This window comes from Nonomuraea sp. CA-218870, assembly GCF_050936535.1.
Taxonomy (GTDB): domain Bacteria; phylum Actinomycetota; class Actinomycetes; order Streptosporangiales; family Streptosporangiaceae; genus Nonomuraea; species Nonomuraea corallina.
The window spans coordinates 78,898-100,159 of the sequence record NZ_JBNJMN010000004.1 but is presented as its reverse complement, the minus strand read 5'-3'; the positions used below and the strand labels follow the sequence as shown (position 1 = coordinate 100,159).

Sequence of the window (21,262 nt, the reverse complement as noted above, 5' to 3'; positions counted from 1 at the left end):
CGGTGTCGAAGACCGCGGCCAAGCTGGAGATCGACGGGGCGCTGCTGGCGAAGACCAGCGAGGAGATCGTCGCGCTCGGCGGGAGCCTGTCCGCCCCGGAGGTGTTCGGGGCGTGGGCGGAGCTGATGCGGCGTGACGCCGTGTACGTGGTGGCGGTCGCCCGGATGGACCGCAAGGCCCGCAAGCCCGCGCCTGCGGGAGACGATGACCCGACCGAGAGGATTCCGTTCTGATGACCGTCACCGACACCGGCCTGGCAGGGCTGCACGCCCTGCCGGATGTGCACATCCCGCTCACGCTCACTGTGCTCGACCCGATCTCGCACGGCGCCGGGACGTCCGGCAACACCCAGCTGCTGCGCACGCAGGACGTGCTGCAGCCGGACGGCCGCCGGGTGGCGGTGCCGTACGTGTCCGGTAACAGCCTCCGGCACACGCTGCGGTCGGCTCTGGCGTGGCATCTGGCCCGCGTCCTGGACGTGGCCGAGCAGTCGCTGCCGAAGACGGTCGTGGATCTGCTGTGGTCGGGCGGCGCCCTGTCGGAGACGGGCAGTCAGGTCGATCTGGCGCTGGCGCGGCGGGTGTCTTCGGACCTTCCCGCCCTGTCGCTGATGGGGTATTCGGCGAGGTCGGACATCACGGCGGGCACGCTGTGGGTCGACAACGTGCACGTGGTCTGCGCGGAGAACGCGTTCCGGCTGCCGGGGCATCTGGCCGGCCATCCGCACGCGGTGCTGCCGGGCGGGGCGATGCGGGGTGAGGCGTTCGGCACCCGGCACGATGTGCGCGGCTCGGCGGTGGACCGCTACATCGAGCTGCTCGGCGGCGATCTGGTGGCGCCCCCCACCACGCAGATGATCTACGACTTGCAGGTGATCAAGCCGGGGGCGGTGCTGTGGGGAGGGCTCACCCTGTCCTGTCCGACGCCGGGCCATGTGGCGGCTCTCGCCGTGGCGGTCGACGAGGCCATGCCCGTCGTGTCAGGCAGGCGCGTCCTCGCCCTCGGCGGGAAGCGCTCCACCGGGTACGGGACGTGCGCCGTCGAAGCCGACTTCGCCGGCGTGGACATCGCGTCGCTGCGGGAGGCGTACGAGGCGCACCTGCGGGGGCGGCGCGACGCCATCCTGGCGCTGCTCAGCGAGGTCGTCGGCTGATGCTCGCCGCTGTCCCGATCACGGACACGACCGGCTCCCCGAGGTGGGAGCCGGTCCGTGTCGTCGCTCATCTCGCCGAGCCCGTCATCGGCTTGGACGCCTGCCCGCCGCACTTGGACGGGCCGCTGTCGTGGAGCGCCTACCAGCAGCATGTCGCCGAGCATGGGCATTATGCGCTGCCGCCGATGGGGCGCGACAGCGTGGCGGATTTCGCGCTTCCGCTGGCGACGTGGACGGCTCCCGCCCCCGGCGGGGTGCATCCGCTGGCGCTGGCCTCGCCCGGCCTGGTGTGGGGGTGGGCGTGCTCGGCTGCGGTCTTCGACGGGCAGCACACGGTGGTGGAGGTGCGGCGCAAGCCGGACGGGGAGGCGATGACACGCTTCAGCCCGGACCGGAAGGTGCACCTGTCGGCGGGGCCGCAGAAGGCCCGTAACGCCGTCCATGCCGGGGTGCTGGCCCGTGAGGTGTCGTGGTGGGCGCTCGCCGACGTGGAGGCGCTGACGGCGCTGCTGGGGCGGGTGCGGGGGCTGGGCAGGCTGACCCGGCACGGCAACGGGCGGGTCCTCCGCTGGGAGGTGGTGCGCGACGAGGAGGCTGTCACGCGGTGGCGGGATCGCGTCTGGCCGGACCCGGACGGCGTCCCGAAGGCGATCCGCGCCCCGTACCACCATCCGAGCAGGGAGATGCCATGCCGCGGGTAGCGCACGGGGCGCGAGACGAGCACGGCAGATGGCACGCCAATGACCTGTCGCTGTATCCGGCCATGGACGTGCACGGCGCGCTGCCGTGGTCGGTGCTGGACGCCACGACGTCCCGCTGGCGGGAGCGGGTGGCGTGGTGGCGAGGGCTCGGCGTGGACGACACCGCTGCGAGGGCGCACGCCGCCGGGATGATCGCCACCGGCAGGCACGGCAGGATCTCCGGCGGGGTGTCCCGTTTCGACCCGCACCTGGCCGAGGCCCTCTACACGTGGTTTTGTCCGCCGGGCGGGCACGTCCTCGACCCGTGCGCGGGCGGGCCGGTCCGCGGCCTGGTCGCCGGGCATCTCGGGCTGCACTACACCGGCGTCGACCTGTCCGCCGAGCAGGTGCGCGCCAACCGGGCGCGCGGCCTGGAATGGGAGCGGTCGGCGCTGTCGCAGGGCGGCACCGTGTGGGTGGAGGGAGACGCCCGGGAGGTGCTGCCGCGCCTGCCGGGCGGCTACGACTACCTGCTGTCCTGCCCCCCGTACCATAACCGGGAACGCTACTCCGATGATCCTCGGGATCTGTCGGCGATGCGCTGGCCCGGCTTCGTCGCCGCCCACGCGGAGATGATCGCCGCAGCGGTGCGGCTGCTGAAGGAAGACCGGCTGGCGACGTGGGTGATCTCCGACGTGCGCGACCATCGCGGCCACCTGAGAGGGCTGCCCGCCCACGCCGTCGCCGCGTTCGAGCAGGCAGGCTGCCACCTGATCAACGAGCAAGTCCTGGTCACCCCCGCGGGCCTGCTGGGCAAGACGATGCGCCCGGCGTGGGAGGCGGCCCGCACCACCACCCGCCGCCACCAGCTCGTCCTCACCTTCGTCAAGGGCGACCGGCGCAAAGCCGCGGCGGCGATCCGAGGAGCAGACCATGCTGATTGACTCGCCGCGGCTGACCGCCGCCGACCGTGAGACGTGGGCGCGACTCGAACACTATGACGACGTGCTGTCGCGCAGCCCGCGCCTGGACCGGCTCGCCGATCAGGCACGCCACGCGGTCGCCGAGTTCGCCGCCGGCGGCGACTACTACGTGTCGACGTCGTGGGGCAAGGATTCGGTGACCAGCGCCCATCTGGCGTTGCAGGTGGCGCCGGACGCCCGCCTGGTGTGGGTGCGGTCGAAGCATTTCGAGATGCCCGAGTGCGAGCAGGTGCGGGACGCCTTCCTCGCCGTGCACCCGCAGGCCCGCTACGAGGAGATCGAGGTGGAGCTGCGGAACCCGAAGCGGGGCGAACCGGGCTACGCCGAGCGGCACATGGATGCGCACGCCGACCATCAGGACGTGCTCAAGGAGGAGCTGACCGGCAGGTACGTGTCCGGGGTGCGGGCCGAGGAGTCGCGGATGCGGCGGATCAGCGTCGGCCATCGCGGACTGGTCACGAAGGGGACGTGCCGGCCGATCGGCCGGTGGGAGGCGACGGACGTGTTCGCCTACCTGTACAGGGAGGGTCTGCCGGTGCATCCGGCGTACGCGATGGCAGTGGGCGGGGCCTACGATCGGCGCTGGCTGCGGGTGCATCCGCTCTGCTCGGCGCCTCCGGCCCGGTCTGCGGTGTACGGCGGCGACGGCGTCCATTGGGAGGACACCTATTTCGGGGATGTGATTGCTGCCGCTCGGGCTGCCCGCCGTCACCTGTGGCCCTGATGGGCGCGCGGGCGTTCACGTCTATGCCTTGGCCGCAGCCTGGAGCGCCATCCACGCGCTGTGGCGGTTGTCCACGGTCGCCCAGTACGGGTGGCGGTCGATCTCTACGGCGAGCCGCTGGCACTCCTGGTAGGCGGCCTGCCAGTCCTCCCTGCTGCCGGTCTCGCTCAGGCTGGCGAGGCGGGTTTCGGCGGCGAGGAAGGCGCGCTTCAGCGCGATCAGGTCTTCGGGCAGGTCGTAGGCCATGCCGCCTGATCCTAGACCGCTGCCTGGAGCGCCAACAGAACGGGGTTCACGGACAACCGCCGGCGCGTCCCGGTCGTCTCACCTGCGTCTTCTCATCGACGAAAGGGTCCAGGATGCGTCCTCGTCTCGTCGCTGCCGCTGTCGCGGTGGCTGCTCTGTCCGCTCTCGATCCGGCCGCCGCTCAGGCTGCCGTCCACGCCCCTGCGGCGGTGTCCGTCCAGTCGAGCGCCCAGGCGTGCACGTACAAGAGGGACGGCAACGTCTGGCGCTGCGTCACGCCGGGCGCGTACTGCCCGAAGGCGGCCCGCAGCAAGTACGGGTACGCCAAGGTGACGAAGAAGCGGTACAAGTGCGTCCAGTACACGCGGACGACGTGGCGGTGGAAGCGCGCTTAGGCGGCACGAAACAGCCCCGCTCTCCCGGAGGAGGGCGGGGCTTCTCGTTGTCACCAGGTCATCCAGCGGGCGTTGCCTCGGTGCCGTGTCGGCTCCGGCTCATGTCCGGCGTGGAGGGCGAGCCTGACCTTCTGCCGGGCGACGCGCTCGCTCATCTTCCGGTACCAGCGCATGCCGGTCCAGTGGCCGCCGACGTGCGACCAGGGCTTGCCGTCCTCGCGCTGGAGCCGGGACGGCATGGTGTTGTCCGTTCTGGACATGCGGGTCCCGTCTAGGCCCGCCAGACGGTCTGGCGTGGCCCTAACAGTCCGCGCCCGAGAAGCGTCCGCTCCCGTAGTGGGCAAGCAGCAGGTCTCGGTCGTCGTCGGCGATTTGGTAGCGAGTTAGCACCTTGTCGATCGCCCACGCCCGGACGGGGGCGATCACCTCAATGCCGACCGGGCTTCCCTCCGCGTCCACGTCCACCGAGGTCAGGTCCTCGATTGGGTGGGTGGCGGCGACAGGCTCACGGGTGATCGTCACGTATAGGGCGTCGGCGTCCATGTCGTAGTCGAATCGCATTGCTCCCACCTCCCAGATGCTGCCAGCAACTCCCAATCTGGCAGTTGAAGAGGGGCCGAGCGGCCATGCCTGGCGACTCGACCCCGTACGGGGTTAGCCCGCCGGACTTAAACCGGCTCCTCCCTGACGCCACCCTCGGGCGGCTCCTGTTCACCATCTCCCGCGTCCGGTCGGTGGCGTCGCTCGTTGCCTAGGACGAGTCAGCTACAGGCAGGGTGTGCTGCTGTTACACCATGGGGCCGTACCTGCACCAGGGGTCGAACCTGGGCCATTCCGCCTTATGAGGGCGGTGCTCTCACCGGCTGAGCTATGCAGGCTTGCTCTCGGGACCGGGTGAGGACTCGAACCTCACAGGCCCAGGCGCCTGGGCTGCCACCCGCCCCGTCAGGGGTCCGATCCATGCGGCCTGGGGTCCTGATCCGAGCCTTTCCGCGCTCCCGGGTGATCAGTCCGGGTGTACGCGGGTGGTTCTCCTCGCAGGCGCTGGGTCCTGGCATGCCATCCCCAACCAGCTTGCGCCCCCCAGGGTGAAATCCACGGTACAAGACGACACCTCCCTTACGCCTCTCTTATCCGTCTTGTAGTAGTCCGCCACGCTAATGCGCCACTATGGATAAACCGGTAGGCACCCTTGCGCCCGGATGGACGGAATGGAGTGCCGCGCCGGGGCGACCAGCTCCACCCGAGAGCTGGCATCCCGAGAGGAACCCTCAAATGCCCAATCGGATCGCGGCCTTCCTCGCCGCAGGCGTCATGGCGGTTGGCCTTTCCGCCGCGCCGGCCAACGCCGTCACCGTCCCGAAGCCGAGCGTCTCGGTCGCTGACGGGTGCGCTCCCCTGTCGCTGAACAACCCCACCCGGTGGGATGCCCAGTTCCACTACCGCGTGGTCGGTAACCGCCCTGTCGGCCCTGTCGCCGTGCCGGGCCGGTCGAAGGTGCAGCGCGACCTCCGCCCCCGCTACGGCTCGGGCGCTCTGGCGGTGCAGTGGTGGGCCAGGTCGCACGACTGGCGGGCCAAGGCTGCGGCGGTGCGCGCCGCCGAGAAGGCGCTCACCGAGGCCAAGAGTGCTCAGGCGACCGCCAAGGCCGCGTTCGAGACCAGAGAGAAGGCTCTCCCGGCGAAGACCGACAAGTGGGCGGGCTCCTGGGACAAGGAACTGCTGCGCCTTCAGGCGATCGTCACCGACCCGGAGCAGTCCCAGTTCCACGCCGAGGCCAAGGCCAAGATCGAGCTGATCGACGCCTTCCTGAAGGCCCAGGCCGCGCTCGTCAAGGCCAACGACAGCGTGACCGCCGCCGAGAAGGTGCTCGCCGACGCGCGTACCGGCGCCTACTGGACGCGCTGGCACCGCGGCCTGGTGCGGGTGCCGGAGTGCGTCACCGCGACCCCGACGCCCACCCCCACGGCGACTGACGAGCCGACCCCCGCGCCTTCCGAGACGCCCACCGAGGTCCCGACCGAGGAGCCCACGGAGGAGCCGACCCCGGTCCCGACCGTCACCGAGACGGAGACCGAGCGGACGATCGTGATCCGTCGTGACTACCTGCCGGTGCGCATCGACACCGGTCTCGGCGGCACTGCCAAGAAGTAGCCCTCCCTTTGGGGCTGCCGTTGCTGCAACGGCAGCCCCAAAGCCGCCCTCAAAGCCTCGTCCTCCTGGAGCCCCCTGTGCGTCTTCTCGCCGCCGTAGCCCTGTCTGTAGCCCTCGCGTCCGGGTGTGCCGCGTCCGGCTCTCCTGAGCTGCCTCAGCCGCGCCTTGTGGTGGATGATCCTCCCGCGAGTCGCACCGTCACCAGCAAGCCCCCGAAGATCGTCAAGGTGGCCGACCCGGAGCGGATCCGCATCCCCTCGATCGACGTGGACGCCGCGATCATCAAGGTCGGGCTGAAGGGCAAGGACATGGAGACGCCACCCGGCGGCGAGAACCTCGCGGGCTGGTACTCGCCGAAGGTGCCCGCCGGCAAGGACCCGTTCCCGCGCCCCGGAGAGGTCGGCGCAGCCGTGATCGCCGGGCACGTGGACTCCGAGTCCGAGCCCGACGTGTTCTACCGCCTCAAGGGCCTTCAGCGTGGCGCGCAGATCCTCGTGACGGATAAGGATGGCCGCACCTACCGGTTCAAGGTCGTCGGCAAGACTCAGACCGACAAGGACAAGCTCGACCATGACGCGATCTGGAACGACCCGGACTACCCCGCCCTCCGGTTGATCACGTGCGGAGGCTCGTTCGACAAGGCCACGGGCCACTACCGGGACAACGTCACGATCTTCGCCGACAAGGTGTGAGGAGGTGGCCATGCTGCCCGTCACCGAGCAGGACGTGGGGACGATGACACCGCCGTAGGTCCGTACAGCACGGATGGGCCCGCCTCTCCCGATGGGAGGGGCGGGCTCCTCTCTTTCTCTCCTACCTCTTGCACTTCCTATTTTAGGCAGTTAAGCTGTTCTCAACAGGTCAGGGGAGCAGCCCCAGACCACACCGGAAGGAACCGGCCATGACGACCACCACCTCCTACGGCACCTGGAACAACCGCGTCGAGGCTTACTCCCTCACTGTCGAGCAGACCGTCGTCGAGGCGCTCGGCGAGTTCGCCAGCGAGTACGACACCGACGCCATCGCCACCGACTACCGCGCCGCCATCAACGAGGCGCTCCCCGAGGGCATCTCCCTCAGCGGCGACGAGTTCTATGGCCCGTACTACCGCGACGAGGTCAACCTTGACGGCTACCCGACCGACGAGGACGACCGGCTCGACTTCAAGGCCATCGTGGAGGGGATCGACTTCTGGGAGATCGCCGCCAAGCACGAGACTGCCTGACCACCGCACTCGACACGCCCCCGGGTCCGCGCCCCGGGGGCTTCCGCTTGAGAGGGGCTCGCCCATGACCGAACATGCCTACATCGACCCGCCCGGCATGCCCGAAGACGAGCGGATGACCGACGCCGAACTCAAGGTTGTCCGCGAATTCCTCGGCGTGACCGGGGACTGGCTCGCCGACCACCTTGGCGTCTCCCCGCGCACCGTGCGGCATTGGGAGCAGGGCAAGTACCCCATCCCGGACGGAGTGCGGCTCACGATCGAGAACCTCGAAGCGACAGCCGCACAGCAGGTGTCAGCCGCGATCGAACTGCTGAACGACGCCCCGGACGCGGCGATGGCGATCCCCCGTACCGAGGCCGACTGCCCGCCCGAATGCCCGTGGCCACCGTCCTGGCATCGCGCCGTAGCCGCCCGCATCGCGCAAGAGGTGCCTGGCCTGTCCATCGTCTACAGCGATCAGACCTAACCCCAGACACGCGAAAGAGGCCCACCGCTCCCCGAAGGGAACGGTGGGCCTCTCCGTCGTGTGCGGCTCAACGGAGCCGCTTGTCTCCCTGGCGCGGACGCCGGGAGAGTCGGGCCAGCACGCTGGCCGGTCTATGGGCTGGCTATCCCGCAGGGACGGGAAGAGGTTCCCTGTACCTCTTGTCACCAGCCACCCCTAGCGTAACCACGGGCCGCGCTCGATGCATGCGAGAAAGCCCGCCGCCCCGAAGGGAACGGCGGGCTCTCTCGTGTGGCCCCGGGGAAGGTGGGGCGTCCAAGGGGCGGTCAGGCGTTCGTGACCGCCGTCTCCTTCGGCGACTGGTTCGGCCTGAGCCAGAGTCCCAGCCACGCGGTCAGAGCGCCGATGATGACGCCCTGCTGCACGGTGGTGAACGTCAGGCCAGGAAGCCCGAAGGACACGATTCCGGTCAGGATCGTGGACACGGCACCGGTGATAGAAGCCACGACCACGGGTCTCGTGGTCAGTGCGACCAGCAGCGCCAGCCCGCCGTTCACGATGGTCATGGTCCAGTCGGCAGCCTCGCCCGTGATCACACCGAACGCGACGACCACCGCCAGAAGCGACTGGATACCGTACGAGATCGCCGCAGGTTCGCGGCCGAAGATCTTGAACTGCATGAGGGTGCTCCTTCGAGGGGACTTCAAAAGCCCGGCCGCGAATGCAAGCCGGGCAGGGGGATGCTTTAAAACCGCAGGTCGGGATCGCTTGCGGGAGGAGCCGGAAACGATCCCGATTACTTGCTCGCGTCGTCGAGCTTGACCAGGAGGCTGTCGAGCTTCGCCTCGATCCGGTCCAGACGCTCCTGCGTCTGGTCCTGCTCCGTCTCGATCTCCTGAAGGAACGCGGCGAGGCTGACCTTTTTCTCGGCGTCCTCGCCCTTGTTCATCACGATGTGCTTGCCGTGGATGACGTCCTGAGCGGACACGTCGCCCTCCTCGCTGCTGATGGGTGTGGTCTTGGACCCCTTCGGGGGCTTGGCGAAAGTGCCGTCCCTGACCAGCCGATACAGGCGGTCTCCCGGGCACGACGTGGAGTAGAAGTCGCGGTGGCCCTTCACCGCCGCGCCGAGCCCCTTGCCCATCAGGTAGGCGCGCAGCTCGCGGACGGCCTCGATCTGCGCTTCGGTCGGCGTCTCGTCAGGCCCAGACATGAGGGTGACGCTGTACCAGGTGGTGTTGCCGCCAGGCTGCGCAGCCTGAGCGCGCCCCTCGCCTCTGCCCTCGAAGATCACGCCGTGGGGACAACATCCGAAGCTGTAGCCAATATCCACCCACTGCCGGGACGGCCCCCGGTGGAACGACCTGGTGTTCTTCCAGTAGACGACGCATGCCCCGTGCGGCTTGTTCTCCAACCGCTGGTTGGACCCGTCGTAGTGGATGACCAGCCCCCTTGTGGGCTTGGCCGAGCTCGCGCCAGTGGCACCCCACCCGAACTCCGAGCGCTTCACGATCTGCATCTCACGCCCCCTCTCTCCGATGCTCGCGGCGCTTGCCGCGCCAGGTCTTGAAGATGATCCCGAGCCGCCACGCCAGCACGACAGGGACGCCGGCAAAGGCGACAGATCGCAGCACCCGGATCAGGTCGCTGTCCGGGATCCACACCCTCAGCGCCCACAACGTCAGCACGGCGGCCAGCACGAACTGGAACGCCATCACGTGCCTGCCGCCTGGCGTCGCCCACCAGCGGGCCAGCAGGGCTTGCGCGGCCACGCACGCCACCGCGAGCAGCGCCGACACGATCAGCAGCGCCGACCCTGCCGAATACAGCAGGTCACCCACGACGACCCCCGAACGCTTCATCGAAAAGCTCCGAGAACCCGTTCGCCTCCCGCAGCCGGCGCAACCGAGCGGCAACCGACAGGGTGTGGCGTGCCTGCTCCCGCGCTCGCCTCAGGTCGTCCTCGGCGCGCTGCCGGGACTCGTCGGCCGCCTGCCTGGCCTCGTCGATGTCCGGCACCCTCTCGTCATCGTGGTCGGTCACGGGCTGGCCCCGATCTGCCGGGACCGGATCTCAGCCAGGAGTGCGGCAGCCACCTGGGCTCCTTCCGTGGAGGCCAGCAGCGCCGCCCGCACCTCTTCGGCGTGCGCCTTACGGGTCAGCTCGTGCGCCTCACACTCGCGCCTGTACAGGTCCCGCCACTCGGCCGCGTCAGCGTTCGCCTCGGCCAGGCGGGCGTCCCTGTCCGCCCGTACGTCCTCAAGCGTGGAGCGGGGCACGAGCGTCGCGGGGACGAGGTGGCCCCGGAAGACGAGCCAGAGGACGGCGAGCAGGACGCCCAATGCCCCCAGCTGTACGACGGGGATCTGCGTCCACTCCACTCGGCATCCTCCACATATCTGCTGGTAGTAGGTGTGTGCCGCCCGCCCCGAGCACCCTCAACGCGGCGGGCGGCACGAAGGGTTGGGCCGTCTGCGCTCCCTTTGCGAGGTGCGCATCCTCGTAGCAGACCTCGCGCGAGACGGCCCAAGATCAGGAGGGCGGCGCCCAGACGCCGGCCGTGGCAAGCTTGTTGATCACGTCGCGGAGCGGGTTGAACAACTGGTTGACCACGTCGGCGCGCAGATCGTTGTAGTTCTGCGCGGTGGGGTTGCTGCCGATGGTCGCCGGGCTGTTGAAGCTCGCCGGGTACGGCGGCGTCGCAACCGGCACGTTGAGCTGGTTGAGGCGCTGCGTCCCGGACTCCGTCGCGACGAAGAGTTCGCCGCCGTTGCTGCCGATCTGGATCTCTCCCGGCCCCACGGACGGGATCGCCATGTCGGTCATCTTCCAGCCCTGCGACGCGGTGGTGAGCGGCTGACGCTGCCGCACGAGGGCGCGCAGTTCGTTGACCTCGGCGCGGAGTTTGGCCACGTCGTCGGCGATGTTGCCTGAGAACTTATCCACCGGTCGGGGCCTCGATCCCTTCGAAGGTCAACTGTGCGATCTCTTTGCCGCCCTCGCGCGACGGAGGGGTGATGGAGATGCCGATGATGCGGCGCGTCCTGGACTGCTGGCCGTGCCAGTCGTTGTGCAGGAAGATCCGCGCCGTGTCGCCCAGGCTGTTGGGCGTGAAGGTCGGCTGCTTTCCCAACGCGACGGTGATCTGGTCCACCCTGAGCGCGCCGGGGGCGTTCGCCGCCCAGTAGGCGGCGTAGTCGTCGAGCGTGCCCTCGACCGACTCGCGCGGGAAGGTGACCGTACGGTCGAGCCGCGGCCAGCCGGCGGCCAGGTGCGCCTCGGCCAGCACCGGCTCGGACACGAGCGGCTCCGCCGACGTGGACGCGTCCTCCGAGACGGCGTCTCCGCGGGCCCGCCAGTAGGTGCCGCCGCGTAGTGCGTCGATCTCCTCCGACCAGTCCAGGATGTCGCCACCGTAAGGCGAGTCGCTGAAGACGTGCTTGACGGTGCCGTCGCCCAGCCTCGGTGCACCCCACACCCAGTGCCGCTCGATCTGCGACGTCCCCGCGGCGATGTTGACGACCCATTCGAAGCCGTTGTCCGCCTGCGCCAACTCCTGCAGCCTCTGCCCGTAGGAGCCTTCGTTGGCGGCGTAGAGGACGTCCCGGGCGACACCCGAACTGCCCGCCTGCGCGATGAGACGCAGATTGGCATGCTCGCGGCCCTGCATGTCCTCGATCAGCGCTCGGGCGATGTCGATCTGATCCTCGCCCTCGAAGGACAGTTCCTGCTGGATCTCGACCTGCGTCATGTAGGCGTCCACCGTCGACCCCGAAAGCTGCAGGCTAGGGGCGGAGCGGCCCGACCGGGACACCGACGCCATGGTGATCCAGTACTCGCCCCACGGGTCGCCGTCCCGCAGGATCACGCACGTGACGACACCAGGCCCCGCCGCGAGCTCGGCGGGGTCGGACGGGATGACCCGGCGTACCCGCTGCACGATCCGCGAGTTCGGGAGCGGCACGGACGCCGAGAAGGTTCCCGGCTGCCCGATCCTCCGGTCGAAGGTGACGCCGGACAGCTCCAGGTCGTCCAGGTAGGTGCCGTCCCAGCGAGTGAAAACGTACCGGTACAGCGCGCTGCCGCGGCCCGGAGTGAAAGCGGGCGGCGGTGGGCCGGTGTCCGGTTCCGACGTCGCCGACGCCAACGACACCGAGACGCCGACACCGAAGCGCGGCTCCTGCGGCGTGAACTGGAACGTCTTCACCCCAGACGGGGCGGACGAGTTGACCTGCCGGGTGGCGATCGACGACGACAGCAGATGGGCGGCGTTCACCGACCCACGGGAGGCGTACCCAGGCGGCGGCGACCAGGAAAGCTCCTGCCCCACGTACGGGAACACCGACGCGGCGCGAACCTCCAGGTGCGACCCGGCGGCCGGTTGGACGCTCGGGGTCGGGGCGTCCTCGCCGAGCACCAGATCGACGCTCACCTTGGGCGAGATCTGCGTGTCGACGTCGGCCAGGCACAGCAGGTGGACGGTGCCGACCGCGAAATCCTCCTGCCGGAAACGGTACGTGGACGGCTCCGACGAGCCGGCGGTCTTGCGCCACACACGGACGGCGACGAACCCGTCCATGAACCACGACAGGAGCGGCTGCCAGCCTTGAGGCGCTCCCGTTCCTTCCGTCGAGAAGTCGTTGAAGTGGACCGCGAGCAGCACGTCCCCGGACCGCGTCCCGGACGGCCGGTCGACGACGACCGCGTCTTCGATCAGCGCGTAGCCGCTCGTGGAGGACCGCACCCTGGCCGGCAAGAGGCCACCCCCTTGCACGGCTTGTGGTGGTGGCTACAGCCAGGCGTCGCGGTACAGGACCGTGAGTCCGGCGTCGCCGCCGGAGTCGGGCGCGAAGGTGATCGAGTTGACGCCTCGCTCGAACACGAAGTCGCCGACCGGGGCACTGGTGCCGGTCATCGTGGACAGGACGCTTTCCCCATCGACGGTGGCGTTCCCGGCGTCGGTGTCGATGACGAGCCGCTCCCCCTCGGCCAGGGTGAGCACGAAATCGAGAGTGCGGCTCAAGGTCGTGTTGGCCAGGCTCGGGTTGACCACCGGGCCGTCGACCCGCAGCAGCGGGTGGGTGGCGACGTTGCCCGCATTCGTGATGTCGACAGTCGCCTCGGGCGGGACCGCGACACCCGACCTGATCACGTTGTAGCGGCGCGGATCCGAGCAGATCCACCTGACGGCGACCGGCACCCAGCCGACATGAAACGACTGGGTAGGCATCGCCCTGGTGTCGACGACCGCCTCGGGCGCCATCAGGATCTCGTCCCGGCCCGAGATGACCAGCGGCGCCCCGGTCTCCCCGACCGGCGGGGTGAGCAGATGCCGCAGGGCGGCGACGGCGCCGGCGAAGTCGCCGCCCTCGCCGACGTTGACCGCGATGGTGGCGGTCACCTGGCGTTCCTGCGCGTAGAAGCGGCCAGGCCAGGAGCCGTGCCAGGTGGGGCGGGCCACGTTGGAGGAGTCCATGGAGGGCAGGTCCTCCCAGCCCTCCACGCTGCCTGCGACGATCTGGTACTGGTTGCCGTACCCGCCGAAAAGAGTACCGTTGTATTCGATCTGGAAGTTTTAGAGGCAGCGTCTCTACCTGCACAAACGTTCGACACACCCGCGTGAGCTGGGATAACTCCCTCTATGCGGGTGTGTGGACTTCTACCAGGATCAACCTGTCATGTGCCCGACGTGTGCCCAGACAGCAAAAGAATCTCGATCCTGTTCGACAAAGGTCTATGCGTATTAGACATCACATGCCATCATGGAGACATCGCAAGACGGACCGACCAGGGAGACCCGATGAGCTACGCCTACACCCTCGCCACGGACGAGAACTTCACTCAGGAGGGCGTCGAGGATTTCGCCTCGTTCATGGAGCCCGAGCAGGCGGCGGCGTTCCTGGCCAAGGTCGCCGAGATCCGCCAGAGCCTCTAACGCAAGACGGGCGGGCCAGGTGTGCAACCACCCGGACCCGCCCTTGATCCCATCACCTGATCAGACCAGGGAGAGACCCGTGAGTAATCACATCACATCGCCCGAGCCCGAGCGCGAGATCCCCGCGAAGATCCGCGCCGAGGCGGAGAGCGCCGGCCGTGACGCCGTCCACACCTACCTGTCGACCTGGCAGGAAGAGATGCGCGCCTACGACCGGCAGAACAGCGCCATCCTCGCCGGCGAGCAGTTGCCCGCCCCGGCCTGGCTCGACGACGACCCGTGCCCGCCGTGGTGCGTCGCTGAGCCGCACCGCGCCAGCGACCACCCCGACGACCGCACCCACTACGCCTCCGGCACCTGGGTTCCGCTCGTCACCGAGGAACCGGTGCCCATGCACCCGACCGGTTGGGCGCCTCCGGAGATCGAGGTCGGGATGGAGCGGCGCTACCGCGAGCGGGAGCCGCGCGTCCACCTGAGCGACCAGGAGGGCAAGCACGCCTGGCACCTCACGCTCGACGAGGCGGAGAAGGTCGCCCACGCGATGCTCGCTCACGTCCACTCGGCGCGCGGCGGGTGGCGGCCCGCGGTCCTGCCGTTCGACGAGCACGGGCACTGCGGCAACGCCGAGTGTGTCGCCTGCCGCGCCGAGGGCGTCGAGGCGAAGGAGGCGTCGGCATGAGCAAGACGAACGTCCACTTCCTGAACGCCGTAGCCGAGAACGGGCTGACGGTGCCGCGGCGGCCCGACTGCAAGCCGTGGTGCGTCCAGCACTGCCGGGTCGACGACGACACCACGTTCTGTATGGGTCCGGACATCCCCACGCCCGGCACCGCCAACAGGTACGTCGGCATCAACTACTGCCCGGATGAGCATCGGCCTGCCTACGTGGGCACCACCATCGACCTGGGCGACGGCCTGGATTCGGTGAAGGTTGAGGACGCTGAGGCCCTGGCGCTGGCGATCCTGGCGCAAACGGCCCGAGCCCGCTCCGAGGCGGTGGCCAGCGCGAAGCAGGCTGCCGGATGCCCGTCCTGGTGCGAGGCTCCCCACGACGAGACCGAACCGCACTGGGGGCGCGCGCATGACCTGCTCGTGGCGGTGGGCGACACCCTCGCTATCGAGGAGGTCCGGGAGAGCCTTATACAGGTGGGCATCGATCAGCGAGAGATCGGCGCCCCGGCGTGCATTGCGGTCATGACGCCGCACAACACGCTGTGGCTGTCGCCGGTCGAGGCGCGGCGGCTGGCCGCGCTCGTGCTGCAGCTCGACCAGACGATGACCGACGCGGGGGGTCAGACCTCCTAAGCGCGTCCAACGGCCGGCGCCGTACCGCTCTCGTCAGCGGTGCGGCGCCGGCCACTTCATGTGTCAGGAAAGTGTCTGGCTCGGTGTCGGTGGGCGCGACCGTGGAGTGTCAACGCGGGGGTCATCAAGACCGTCAACAACACCGTCACATCGGTTTCGTGTCGGTGCAGGTCAAGCCGGGAATTTGGGCCTCGGTTCGGTCGCGGGTCCGGTCGTCGAGTGACGACCGAGTTGGCGACCGGTCATGCAAGGTTTTGATGACCCGCTTGATGACCCGTTCATTGACCGTTGAATTGACCTCGGCGTGCGCACCCTCGGATCACCCGTTCCGGGGTGTCCCGAGTTCGGCCAGTCCCCCCGACTCGACCCCGACTCGACCCCCGACCCGGACGCCGGTTTCCCCTGAACGATCGGCCAGTCGGGGGTGACTCGCGAGGCGTTCGGCGTTCGTGCTGGCTATGCCGCGGTTTCCGGTCGCCGACCGGTCGCGGTCTGGTCGCGACCACCTCGGCGACCGGTCGCGACCGGTCGCCCGTACGGGTACGGGGCGACCGTCCGCCGCCGAGCTGCGGGCACGGGCCGCGTACGCGCCGCGCTCCCGTACGTACGGATCGGCGACCGGTCGCGCGAATGGCGACTAACTCGGGTGGGATCACTAACCCGGACCTCACTCCGCCTCGCAGCCTCGCCGAGCTGCCGGAAGTTAGGTCAGTTAGCCGAGTGAGGCCGACCGCGCTCGACCCCGCGAGGGCTCTGGGAGCGCGTCGAGCGGGTGTCATGCCGGGTAACTAACCCGCGATCTTCATGTTCATGTCCCGAGCGCGTGAACGGGAGCCCCAACGCGGACGCGCGGACGCGGACGAGCGCGGACGCGCGTGACAACTCCGGTTGTCGGTGGCGGCGACAGGGGTACGGCGCGGTCCGTACCCCTGTCGCCGAAGCTTCCCGACGCCAGGAAGCTTCCAGCCCTCGCGCGTACGGGCCGGACTCATGATCAGAAACACTAAACTTGAGTTTAGTGTTTCTGATCATGAACTTCTGTCCCCCGCGTACGGGCCGGACCCTTCGCCACCTGCTACGCCTCGGCCTCGCGGTCAACCACGAAGGTGCCCTTCTGCGGGAGCGTCTCCAGCACGCCCTCATCCCGGAGTTCGGCCACGGCGCGGCGAATGGTCTTGATGCTCAGGCCCAGCTCCTCGGCGAGCCGGCGTTCTGCCGGGATCGGCATGCCGGGGCTGTATTGGCCCGCCTCGATGCGGCGTTTGATCTCGTCCGCAACCTGCCGCCACATGTAGGCGTTCGGCCGAATCTCCATACCTGAAACGCTACTGACCTGCACATATGCACTCCGCAGGCGGGTGCAGACCTCTGGAGAGGCAATCAGAGGTAGCAGAGGTAAGCAGTCAGCGAGAGACTGGCGTTGACGCAGTTCGGCCCCGCCGTGGCGTTCGCGCGCCAGGACGGGGCCTTGATCGCACATTCGGAGGTGCGCGACTTATGTCCGAGGATAGGCCGATCCCCGAGATCCCCGAATGCCGTGTCGAGAAGCTGCCGGACGGGCGCCTGAAGGTCACCCACGACTCGGGTACGGCCGCCCTCGCTGACGACGAGCGGCAGGCGCGACTGGAAGGTCTGCGGCTGCGGGTCGTCGCCGATCTGATCGGCGCCGAGGCACTGTTCCGTACGGGCGACCCGACATGAAGCGGCCCGCGAGGATCGAACGGAAGCCCATCCCGCGACCCCACTACGACCTGCAGGTGGAGAACGGGCTCTACTACGTGTACGAGAACGGCGGCCGGCACTCCCGCTACGGCATCTCCCCGAGCAACGACCAGGAGCGGCGCGTCCTCGAAGCGGTGCCCGCCCTGCTCAATCAAGAGCCGTTGCCGCTGCCGCTGATGAAGGCGGCTTTCTCGATGTACCTGCACAGGCTGTGGTGAGCAGCCCCACTAGACCGCCCGGCCCTCGCGCCGCCAGCCCTTGAGTGTCGCGAGGGCCGGGCATCCAAGCTGGCCTCCGCTGCTCGCAGGCCCCTGGGGAGGGGGGCAGCGGAGGCCGCGCCGATCAGCGAGGGCGCCCCCGGGACAGCCACCACAGTTCGCGGGCGATAGCGGCCGGCGACTGCTCGGGCGTGGTGTACATGTTCTCCACCAGCGGACCCCGGTACAGGTCGTCGCCACCCTGCGTGCCGCCAGCGAGACTTTCCCACTGCCGGTCGGTCAAGACCCTCTCCGGCGCCCCGGTGCCGTTGTAGACCAGGCTGTGACCGGTCGGCAGGTAGCCGCCCGAGTCGTACTCGGTCGGCGGCACGCCGACGAGCTGCGCAGCCCGCGCCGCCACCTGCCGCACCTTCAGGCCGGTCTGCGGGGCCTCGATGATGGTGTTGGGGTTGACGTACATCCACACGTGGCCCGGATGCGGGAAGCCGAGCGCCCCCGGCACGGGCTTGCCGATCTGCTTCACCCAGCCCATTTGCTGCTGGGAGGTTCGCGGGATGTCGCCGCGTCCGCCGGCCTGCCAGGCCCGCATCGTCAGGCCTGAGCAGTCGAACGAGGCAGGCCCGGTGCCGCCCCACAAGTACGGCTTGCCGATCTGCTGCCGGGCGAACGCCAGCGCCTTCTGTGCGCCGGGACCGCCCTGGGCGGCCTCCTTCCCCTCAAGGAAGGTGATCACGTCGGCGACGAGCTTCTTCGGGATGCCGACGAGCATCTGAGCGAACGGGCTGTCACCCATCAACTTCGACGCCTGGTCGAGCATCGGGTTGAGCAGCTTCTCCGCACCCCAGCGGACGCCGTTCGCGAGGATGTCGCCGACGATGCCGCCACCCGCGAGGCCCTGGAACGGGGCCAGCGAACGGCCGGCCATCGCCGCCTGGTTGACGGCGTGCAGGCGGGCGCGCTCGTACGGGTCGCGCATGGCTTCGCTGACGTACACGCCCTCGCCGCGCCGCATCGCCACAAGCTGGTCATCGCCCTGCCGGTAGCTGCTCGTGCCGGGCAGGATGCCGCCGCGAGCGAAGCCCTTGAACTGCAAGGCGGGCAGCTCGGCCAGGCCAAGCGCCTTAGCCACCGCGTTCCACACCGCGCGGATGCCGTTGTTGTAGACGGTGTTGACGACGAACTCGACCGGCGCCGAGGCGATCTTCTTCAGACCGTCCCAGAACTTGCCGATCAGCTCGACCCCGCGCTTGAAACCGTTCGGCAGGGTCTCGGAGATGAACGTCCACAGCGCCGAGACGGCAGGCTTGATGACCTTCTCCCAGGCCGCCTTGATGGCATCCCCGATGAAGTTCCACACCGGCTTGACGACGTTCTCCCACAGCCACTTCACCGCAGGCCCGAGGATGTTCTGCCAGTAGGCGACGAGAGCAGCCACGGCAGGCTTGATCACGTTGTTCCACGCGGCCTTCACCAACGCGCCGATGCCGTCGAAAGCAGGCTTGAAGATGTTGTTCCACAGCCACGTGATCACGGGGCCGAGAACCTTCTGCCAGTACAGGACCAGAGCGGCCACGGCGGGCTGAATCAGGTTCTCCCACGCCCACTTCACCGCGGCGCCGATGCCGTCGAACGCGGGCTTAATGACGTTCTCCCACAGCCACGTCGCGGCCGGTGCCACCACGTTTTGCCACAGCGCCACCAGGGCGTTGAACACGGGTTGCAGGACGTTCGTCCACACCCACGTCGCAGCCTCGCCGACCGCCTGGAGTACGGTCTGCACGATGTTCCGGAACGTCTCCGAGTTCTGGTAGGCGTAGATGAACCCGGCCACGAGCAGCCCGAGAGCGGTGATGACCAGCCCGATCGGGTTGGCGCGGAACACGTTGTTGAAGACGCCCATGGCCGTACTGGCGACCTTGATCCCGGCGGCAAGACCGCCCAGCCCGAGCACGACCGCTTGGAGGACCTTCGGGTCCATGGATGCGATCACGCCCGCCAGACCGGACAGGCCTGCCAGGGCCGTACCGCCGAGGGGTGCCAGTGCCCGGACTACGTTCATGCCGGCCGCGGCGAGATCCTTGATGACCTTCCACACCATGGGGCCGTACGTGCGGGCGTAGTCGATGAAGGTCTTGAAGCCCTGCGACTGCCCGAGGCCCTTCCCCCACTTGGCGAAAGCCGCGGTGGCCCTCTCGATGCCGCCCACGATCGTGGGCACGAACGGCAGGAACGCGCGGATCATGCCCGAGACGCCCGTGATGATGTTGCCGAATGACTTCCCCAGCCCCGATAGGGCGGCGGGGGCAGCCGTCGAAAGATCCTTGAAGAAGCCGGTCCAGAACTTGCCGCCGAGGGCCTTTGTCGCCGAGTCGAGCAGCCCGCCGAGGGCGTCAGAGGTCCCCTTGACCAGCGGCGACAGCTTCGGTAGCAGCGCCGCGACGAACTCTAAGCCCTTGCCGAGAGCGGGCAAGACGCTCGGTTCCAGCCGCTTCTGCCACCTCTCGTACACCCCGGAGAAGGTTTGCCACTGCTTCGCCAGGGCGGCGGCGGCAGGGCTCAGCTTGACCACCTCGGCGGCCACGCCCCTGCTCGCGGCGGCGGCCTGCTTCGAGGCGGCGGCCTGCTGCAGCTGTACGAGCCGTAGCTGACGCTCGGCGTCCTCCAACCGCCTGTCCGCCTGAGCGATCTTGTCCTTGGCGGCGATGACCTGGGCGCTGCCCTCGATGCCCGCCTTGTCGGCGGCCTTCTGGTCGGCGATCTGCCGCTTGTTGCGGAGACGCGCCTCCTTCTCCCGTTGTTCGGCCTGCCTCACCGCCAGCTCGGCGCGCTGCAACGCGAGTTCGCCGGCCTTGCCTTCGGCGTGTTCCTTCTCCACCTCGGTGAGCCGCTGACGGGCTTCGAGCACGGACAGCGCGGCGTCCTCTTCGGACAGGGCGGCGTTTCTCGTGGCGTTCGCCAGGTCCTCGGCGGCCCGCCGCGCATCGATGCGGGCCTGAGTCAGCGCATCCTCGGCGAGCTTGGCCGCGCGCTTGGCGTCGACAACCCGCTGTTCGGCACCCGCGAGCGTGAACGCCTGCTGTGCCGCCTGAGCCGCTGTGCTCGCCGCGCTCGACGTCGCCGCCGATGCCGCCTTCTGTGCCGTCTCCTGGGCCTTCAGCGACTCCCCGATGCGGGTGATCGACGGAATGGCGACCGCGGCCAGGGCGCCAACACCCACAGCGGCGGCGGCAGACGCACCCGCCAGACCACCGACACCGAGACCCGCTGCGGCCACGGCGGGCAGAGCGGCCAGCGCCGTTGAAACGAGCGCGAGCTGAGCCAGAGCGGCGCCGGCGTCGACATCAACCCGGATGTTGGCCCTACGCCCGTCCAGAGCAGCCACCGACGCCTGCACGCCCGCCAGCGCAGCCTGAGCCGCCGCGGCATCGACATCCACCTGAGCATCGATCCGGCGGCCGTCGAGCTTGGACACCTCGGCGTCGAGAGTCCGCAACGACGTCAACGCCGCGGTGACGTCCGCCCGGACCTGGATGTCCTCCGAGTTCTCCAGCTCGGTCAACTGCGCCTGGATCGTGCGGAGCTGCGTCGTCGCCGCCGCGGCGTCGATGTCGACACCGATCCGCTTGTCGGCCAGCGTGGCAAGCTGCGTCCGAAGCTCCTGAACGCGCCTCTGCGCCGCGCTCGCGTCCGCGTCCAGCTCGACCTTCGGCAGGCTCTTCAGCGCCGCCTGTAGCCGCTTCTTGAAGCCCGACGCGAACGCCCCGCCGACCTCGGCCCCGTCCTTCTGCGCCGGTGCCCGCTGCTTGCGCGCCTGCTCTTTGAGGGGCTCGAACACATCCCCGAGGCCGTCATGGATGCCGCGCTGCATCTCGCGGCCGATCTCCTGGGCGAGCTTGTACGCGCCAGGGACAAGGTCCTTCTTCAGCTTCTTCAGGAAGCCATCGGCCACCGGGACGACCGGGACAACGACCTCGCCGGCCTCGAACTCCGCCACTGCTCAACTCCTCCTGGAGTCGGCCCTACGCTGTAACGCTTTAGGGCTCTGACCTGGAAAAACGCCTAGTTATGGGGGGT

Annotated in this window: 28 protein-coding genes and 1 tRNA gene; 15 read left to right on the top strand and 14 right to left on the bottom strand. The window is 69.0% G+C overall.

Annotation, left to right across the window (positions count from 1 at the left end; genetic code table 11):
* Positions 1 to 2: 2 nt before the first annotated feature.
* The 5 genes from ACQEUU_RS37700 to ACQEUU_RS37680 are packed head-to-tail and all read left to right on the top strand — an operon-like array spanning position 3 to position 3,540.
* Positions 3 to 233 (top strand): hypothetical protein, encoded by a 231-nt coding sequence (locus tag ACQEUU_RS37700; RefSeq protein WP_433071656.1) that lies wholly within the window; start codon positions 3 to 5, stop codon positions 231 to 233.
* A complete protein-coding gene (locus ACQEUU_RS37695; RefSeq protein ID WP_433071657.1) occupies positions 233 to 1,153 on the top strand; it encodes a hypothetical protein in 921 nt (306 codons plus the stop codon). The genes ACQEUU_RS37700 and ACQEUU_RS37695 overlap by 1 nt, the downstream gene beginning before the upstream one ends.
* Complete coding sequence (locus ACQEUU_RS37690; protein WP_433071659.1) at positions 1,153 to 1,854, top strand: hypothetical protein; 702 nt, start codon at positions 1,153 to 1,155, stop codon at positions 1,852 to 1,854. Before ACQEUU_RS37695 ends, ACQEUU_RS37690 begins: the two co-directional genes overlap by 1 nt.
* Entirely contained in the window at positions 1,842 to 2,777 is a 936-nt protein-coding gene (locus tag ACQEUU_RS37685; protein ID WP_433071661.1) for a class I SAM-dependent methyltransferase, read from the top strand. The genes ACQEUU_RS37690 and ACQEUU_RS37685 overlap by 13 nt, the downstream gene beginning before the upstream one ends.
* Complete coding sequence (locus tag ACQEUU_RS37680) at positions 2,767 to 3,540, top strand: phosphoadenosine phosphosulfate reductase family protein (RefSeq protein ID WP_433071663.1); 774 nt, start codon at positions 2,767 to 2,769, stop codon at positions 3,538 to 3,540. Before ACQEUU_RS37685 ends, ACQEUU_RS37680 begins: the two co-directional genes overlap by 11 nt.
* A gap of 21 nt (positions 3,541 to 3,561) precedes the next feature.
* Here the strand turns inward: ACQEUU_RS37680 and ACQEUU_RS37675 are convergent, their stop codons facing one another.
* Positions 3,562 to 3,786 (bottom strand): hypothetical protein, encoded by a 225-nt coding sequence (locus ACQEUU_RS37675; RefSeq protein WP_433071665.1) that lies wholly within the window; start codon positions 3,784 to 3,786, stop codon positions 3,562 to 3,564.
* Between the two features lie 146 nt (positions 3,787 to 3,932).
* On the opposite strand from ACQEUU_RS37675, the gene ACQEUU_RS37670 reads away from it, so the two are divergent.
* On the top strand, positions 3,933 to 4,181 hold the full coding sequence (locus ACQEUU_RS37670; protein ID WP_433071667.1) for a hypothetical protein: 249 nt from the start codon (positions 3,933 to 3,935) through the stop codon (positions 4,179 to 4,181).
* Positions 4,182 to 4,231: 50 nt separating this feature from the next.
* Here ACQEUU_RS37670 and ACQEUU_RS37665 read toward each other — a convergent pair whose 3' ends face one another.
* From ACQEUU_RS37665 to ACQEUU_RS37655, 3 genes are all read right to left on the bottom strand, one after another.
* The gene (locus ACQEUU_RS37665) at positions 4,232 to 4,441 is read right to left on the bottom strand and encodes a hypothetical protein (protein ID WP_433071669.1); all 210 of its coding nucleotides are present in this window, start codon (positions 4,439 to 4,441) and stop codon (positions 4,232 to 4,234) included.
* A gap of 40 nt (positions 4,442 to 4,481) precedes the next feature.
* A complete protein-coding gene (locus ACQEUU_RS37660; protein WP_433071671.1) occupies positions 4,482 to 4,742 on the bottom strand; it encodes a DUF2283 domain-containing protein in 261 nt (86 codons plus the stop codon).
* Positions 4,743 to 4,984: 242 nt separating this feature from the next.
* Positions 4,985 to 5,059 (bottom strand) — tRNA-Met (locus tag ACQEUU_RS37655).
* Between the two features lie 397 nt (positions 5,060 to 5,456).
* Here ACQEUU_RS37655 and ACQEUU_RS37650 point away from each other — a divergent pair.
* From ACQEUU_RS37650 to ACQEUU_RS37635, 4 genes are all read left to right on the top strand, one after another.
* Entirely contained in the window at positions 5,457 to 6,335 is an 879-nt protein-coding gene (locus ACQEUU_RS37650; RefSeq protein ID WP_433071672.1) for a hypothetical protein, read from the top strand.
* 170 nt (positions 6,336 to 6,505) lie between these two features.
* A complete protein-coding gene (locus tag ACQEUU_RS37645) occupies positions 6,506 to 7,027 on the top strand; it encodes a class F sortase (protein ID WP_433071674.1) in 522 nt (173 codons plus the stop codon).
* Positions 7,028 to 7,236: 209 nt separating this feature from the next.
* Entirely contained in the window at positions 7,237 to 7,560 is a 324-nt protein-coding gene (locus ACQEUU_RS37640; RefSeq protein WP_433071676.1) for a hypothetical protein, read from the top strand.
* Positions 7,561 to 7,624: 64 nt separating this feature from the next.
* Positions 7,625 to 8,029, top strand: a complete 405-nt coding sequence (locus ACQEUU_RS37635) for a helix-turn-helix domain-containing protein (RefSeq protein WP_433071677.1) — start codon at positions 7,625 to 7,627, stop codon at positions 8,027 to 8,029.
* A 305-nt stretch (positions 8,030 to 8,334) separates the two neighbouring features.
* Here the strand turns inward: ACQEUU_RS37635 and ACQEUU_RS37630 are convergent, their stop codons facing one another.
* From ACQEUU_RS37630 to ACQEUU_RS37595, 8 genes are all read right to left on the bottom strand, one after another.
* On the bottom strand, positions 8,335 to 8,688 hold the full coding sequence (locus ACQEUU_RS37630) for a hypothetical protein (RefSeq protein WP_433071679.1): 354 nt from the start codon (positions 8,686 to 8,688) through the stop codon (positions 8,335 to 8,337).
* Positions 8,689 to 8,804: 116 nt separating this feature from the next.
* Entirely contained in the window at positions 8,805 to 9,527 is a 723-nt protein-coding gene (locus tag ACQEUU_RS37625) for a peptidoglycan recognition protein family protein (protein WP_433075624.1), read from the bottom strand.
* 1 nt (position 9,528) lies between these two features.
* Positions 9,529 to 9,870 (bottom strand): putative phage holin, encoded by a 342-nt coding sequence (locus ACQEUU_RS37620; protein ID WP_433075621.1) that lies wholly within the window; start codon positions 9,868 to 9,870, stop codon positions 9,529 to 9,531.
* Positions 9,842 to 10,051 (bottom strand): DUF7620 family protein, encoded by a 210-nt coding sequence (locus tag ACQEUU_RS37615; protein WP_433075619.1) that lies wholly within the window; start codon positions 10,049 to 10,051, stop codon positions 9,842 to 9,844. The genes ACQEUU_RS37620 and ACQEUU_RS37615 overlap by 29 nt, the downstream gene beginning before the upstream one ends.
* Entirely contained in the window at positions 10,048 to 10,389 is a 342-nt protein-coding gene (locus ACQEUU_RS37610; protein ID WP_433075616.1) for a hypothetical protein, read from the bottom strand. Before ACQEUU_RS37610 ends, ACQEUU_RS37615 begins: the two co-directional genes overlap by 4 nt.
* A 151-nt stretch (positions 10,390 to 10,540) precedes the next feature.
* Positions 10,541 to 10,954 (bottom strand): hypothetical protein, encoded by a 414-nt coding sequence (locus ACQEUU_RS37605; RefSeq protein ID WP_433075613.1) that lies wholly within the window; start codon positions 10,952 to 10,954, stop codon positions 10,541 to 10,543.
* Positions 10,947 to 12,764 carry a hypothetical protein gene (locus tag ACQEUU_RS37600; protein WP_433075610.1) on the bottom strand — a complete coding sequence of 606 codons (1,818 nt, stop codon included), beginning with the start codon at positions 12,762 to 12,764 and terminating at the stop codon, positions 10,947 to 10,949. The genes ACQEUU_RS37605 and ACQEUU_RS37600 overlap by 8 nt, the downstream gene beginning before the upstream one ends.
* 33 nt (positions 12,765 to 12,797) lie before the next feature.
* Positions 12,798 to 13,511, bottom strand: coding sequence for a phage distal tail protein (locus tag ACQEUU_RS37595; RefSeq protein ID WP_433075607.1), 714 nt, complete (start codon positions 13,509 to 13,511; stop codon positions 12,798 to 12,800).
* Between the two features lie 297 nt (positions 13,512 to 13,808).
* Here ACQEUU_RS37595 and ACQEUU_RS37590 point away from each other — a divergent pair, with 297 nt between their 5' ends.
* From ACQEUU_RS37590 to ACQEUU_RS37580, 3 genes are all read left to right on the top strand, one after another.
* Positions 13,809 to 13,943, top strand: a complete 135-nt coding sequence (locus ACQEUU_RS37590) for a hypothetical protein (protein ID WP_433075604.1) — start codon at positions 13,809 to 13,811, stop codon at positions 13,941 to 13,943.
* Positions 13,944 to 14,022: 79 nt separating this feature from the next.
* Entirely contained in the window at positions 14,023 to 14,622 is a 600-nt protein-coding gene (locus ACQEUU_RS37585) for a DUF6907 domain-containing protein (RefSeq protein ID WP_433075601.1), read from the top strand.
* Positions 14,619 to 15,248, top strand: coding sequence for a hypothetical protein (locus ACQEUU_RS37580; RefSeq protein WP_433075599.1), 630 nt, complete (start codon positions 14,619 to 14,621; stop codon positions 15,246 to 15,248). Before ACQEUU_RS37585 ends, ACQEUU_RS37580 begins: the two co-directional genes overlap by 4 nt.
* Positions 15,249 to 16,323: 1,075 nt before the next feature.
* Here ACQEUU_RS37580 and ACQEUU_RS37575 read toward each other — a convergent pair.
* Positions 16,324 to 16,563, bottom strand: coding sequence for a winged helix-turn-helix domain-containing protein (locus ACQEUU_RS37575; protein ID WP_433075596.1), 240 nt, complete (start codon positions 16,561 to 16,563; stop codon positions 16,324 to 16,326).
* 182 nt (positions 16,564 to 16,745) lie between these two features.
* Between ACQEUU_RS37575 and ACQEUU_RS37570 the strand changes: the two genes are divergently transcribed.
* Both ACQEUU_RS37570 and ACQEUU_RS37565 read left to right on the top strand, forming a co-directional pair.
* Positions 16,746 to 16,949, top strand: a complete 204-nt coding sequence (locus tag ACQEUU_RS37570; RefSeq protein WP_433075594.1) for a hypothetical protein — start codon at positions 16,746 to 16,748, stop codon at positions 16,947 to 16,949.
* The gene (locus tag ACQEUU_RS37565) at positions 16,946 to 17,188 is read left to right on the top strand and encodes a hypothetical protein (protein ID WP_433075591.1); all 243 of its coding nucleotides are present in this window, start codon (positions 16,946 to 16,948) and stop codon (positions 17,186 to 17,188) included. Before ACQEUU_RS37570 ends, ACQEUU_RS37565 begins: the two co-directional genes overlap by 4 nt.
* A 124-nt stretch (positions 17,189 to 17,312) precedes the next feature.
* On the opposite strand, the gene ACQEUU_RS37560 is transcribed toward ACQEUU_RS37565, so the two are convergent.
* Positions 17,313 to 21,182, bottom strand: a complete 3,870-nt coding sequence (locus ACQEUU_RS37560) for an NlpC/P60 family protein (RefSeq protein ID WP_433075588.1) — start codon at positions 21,180 to 21,182, stop codon at positions 17,313 to 17,315.
* Between the last annotated feature and the right edge of the window lie 80 nt (positions 21,183 to 21,262).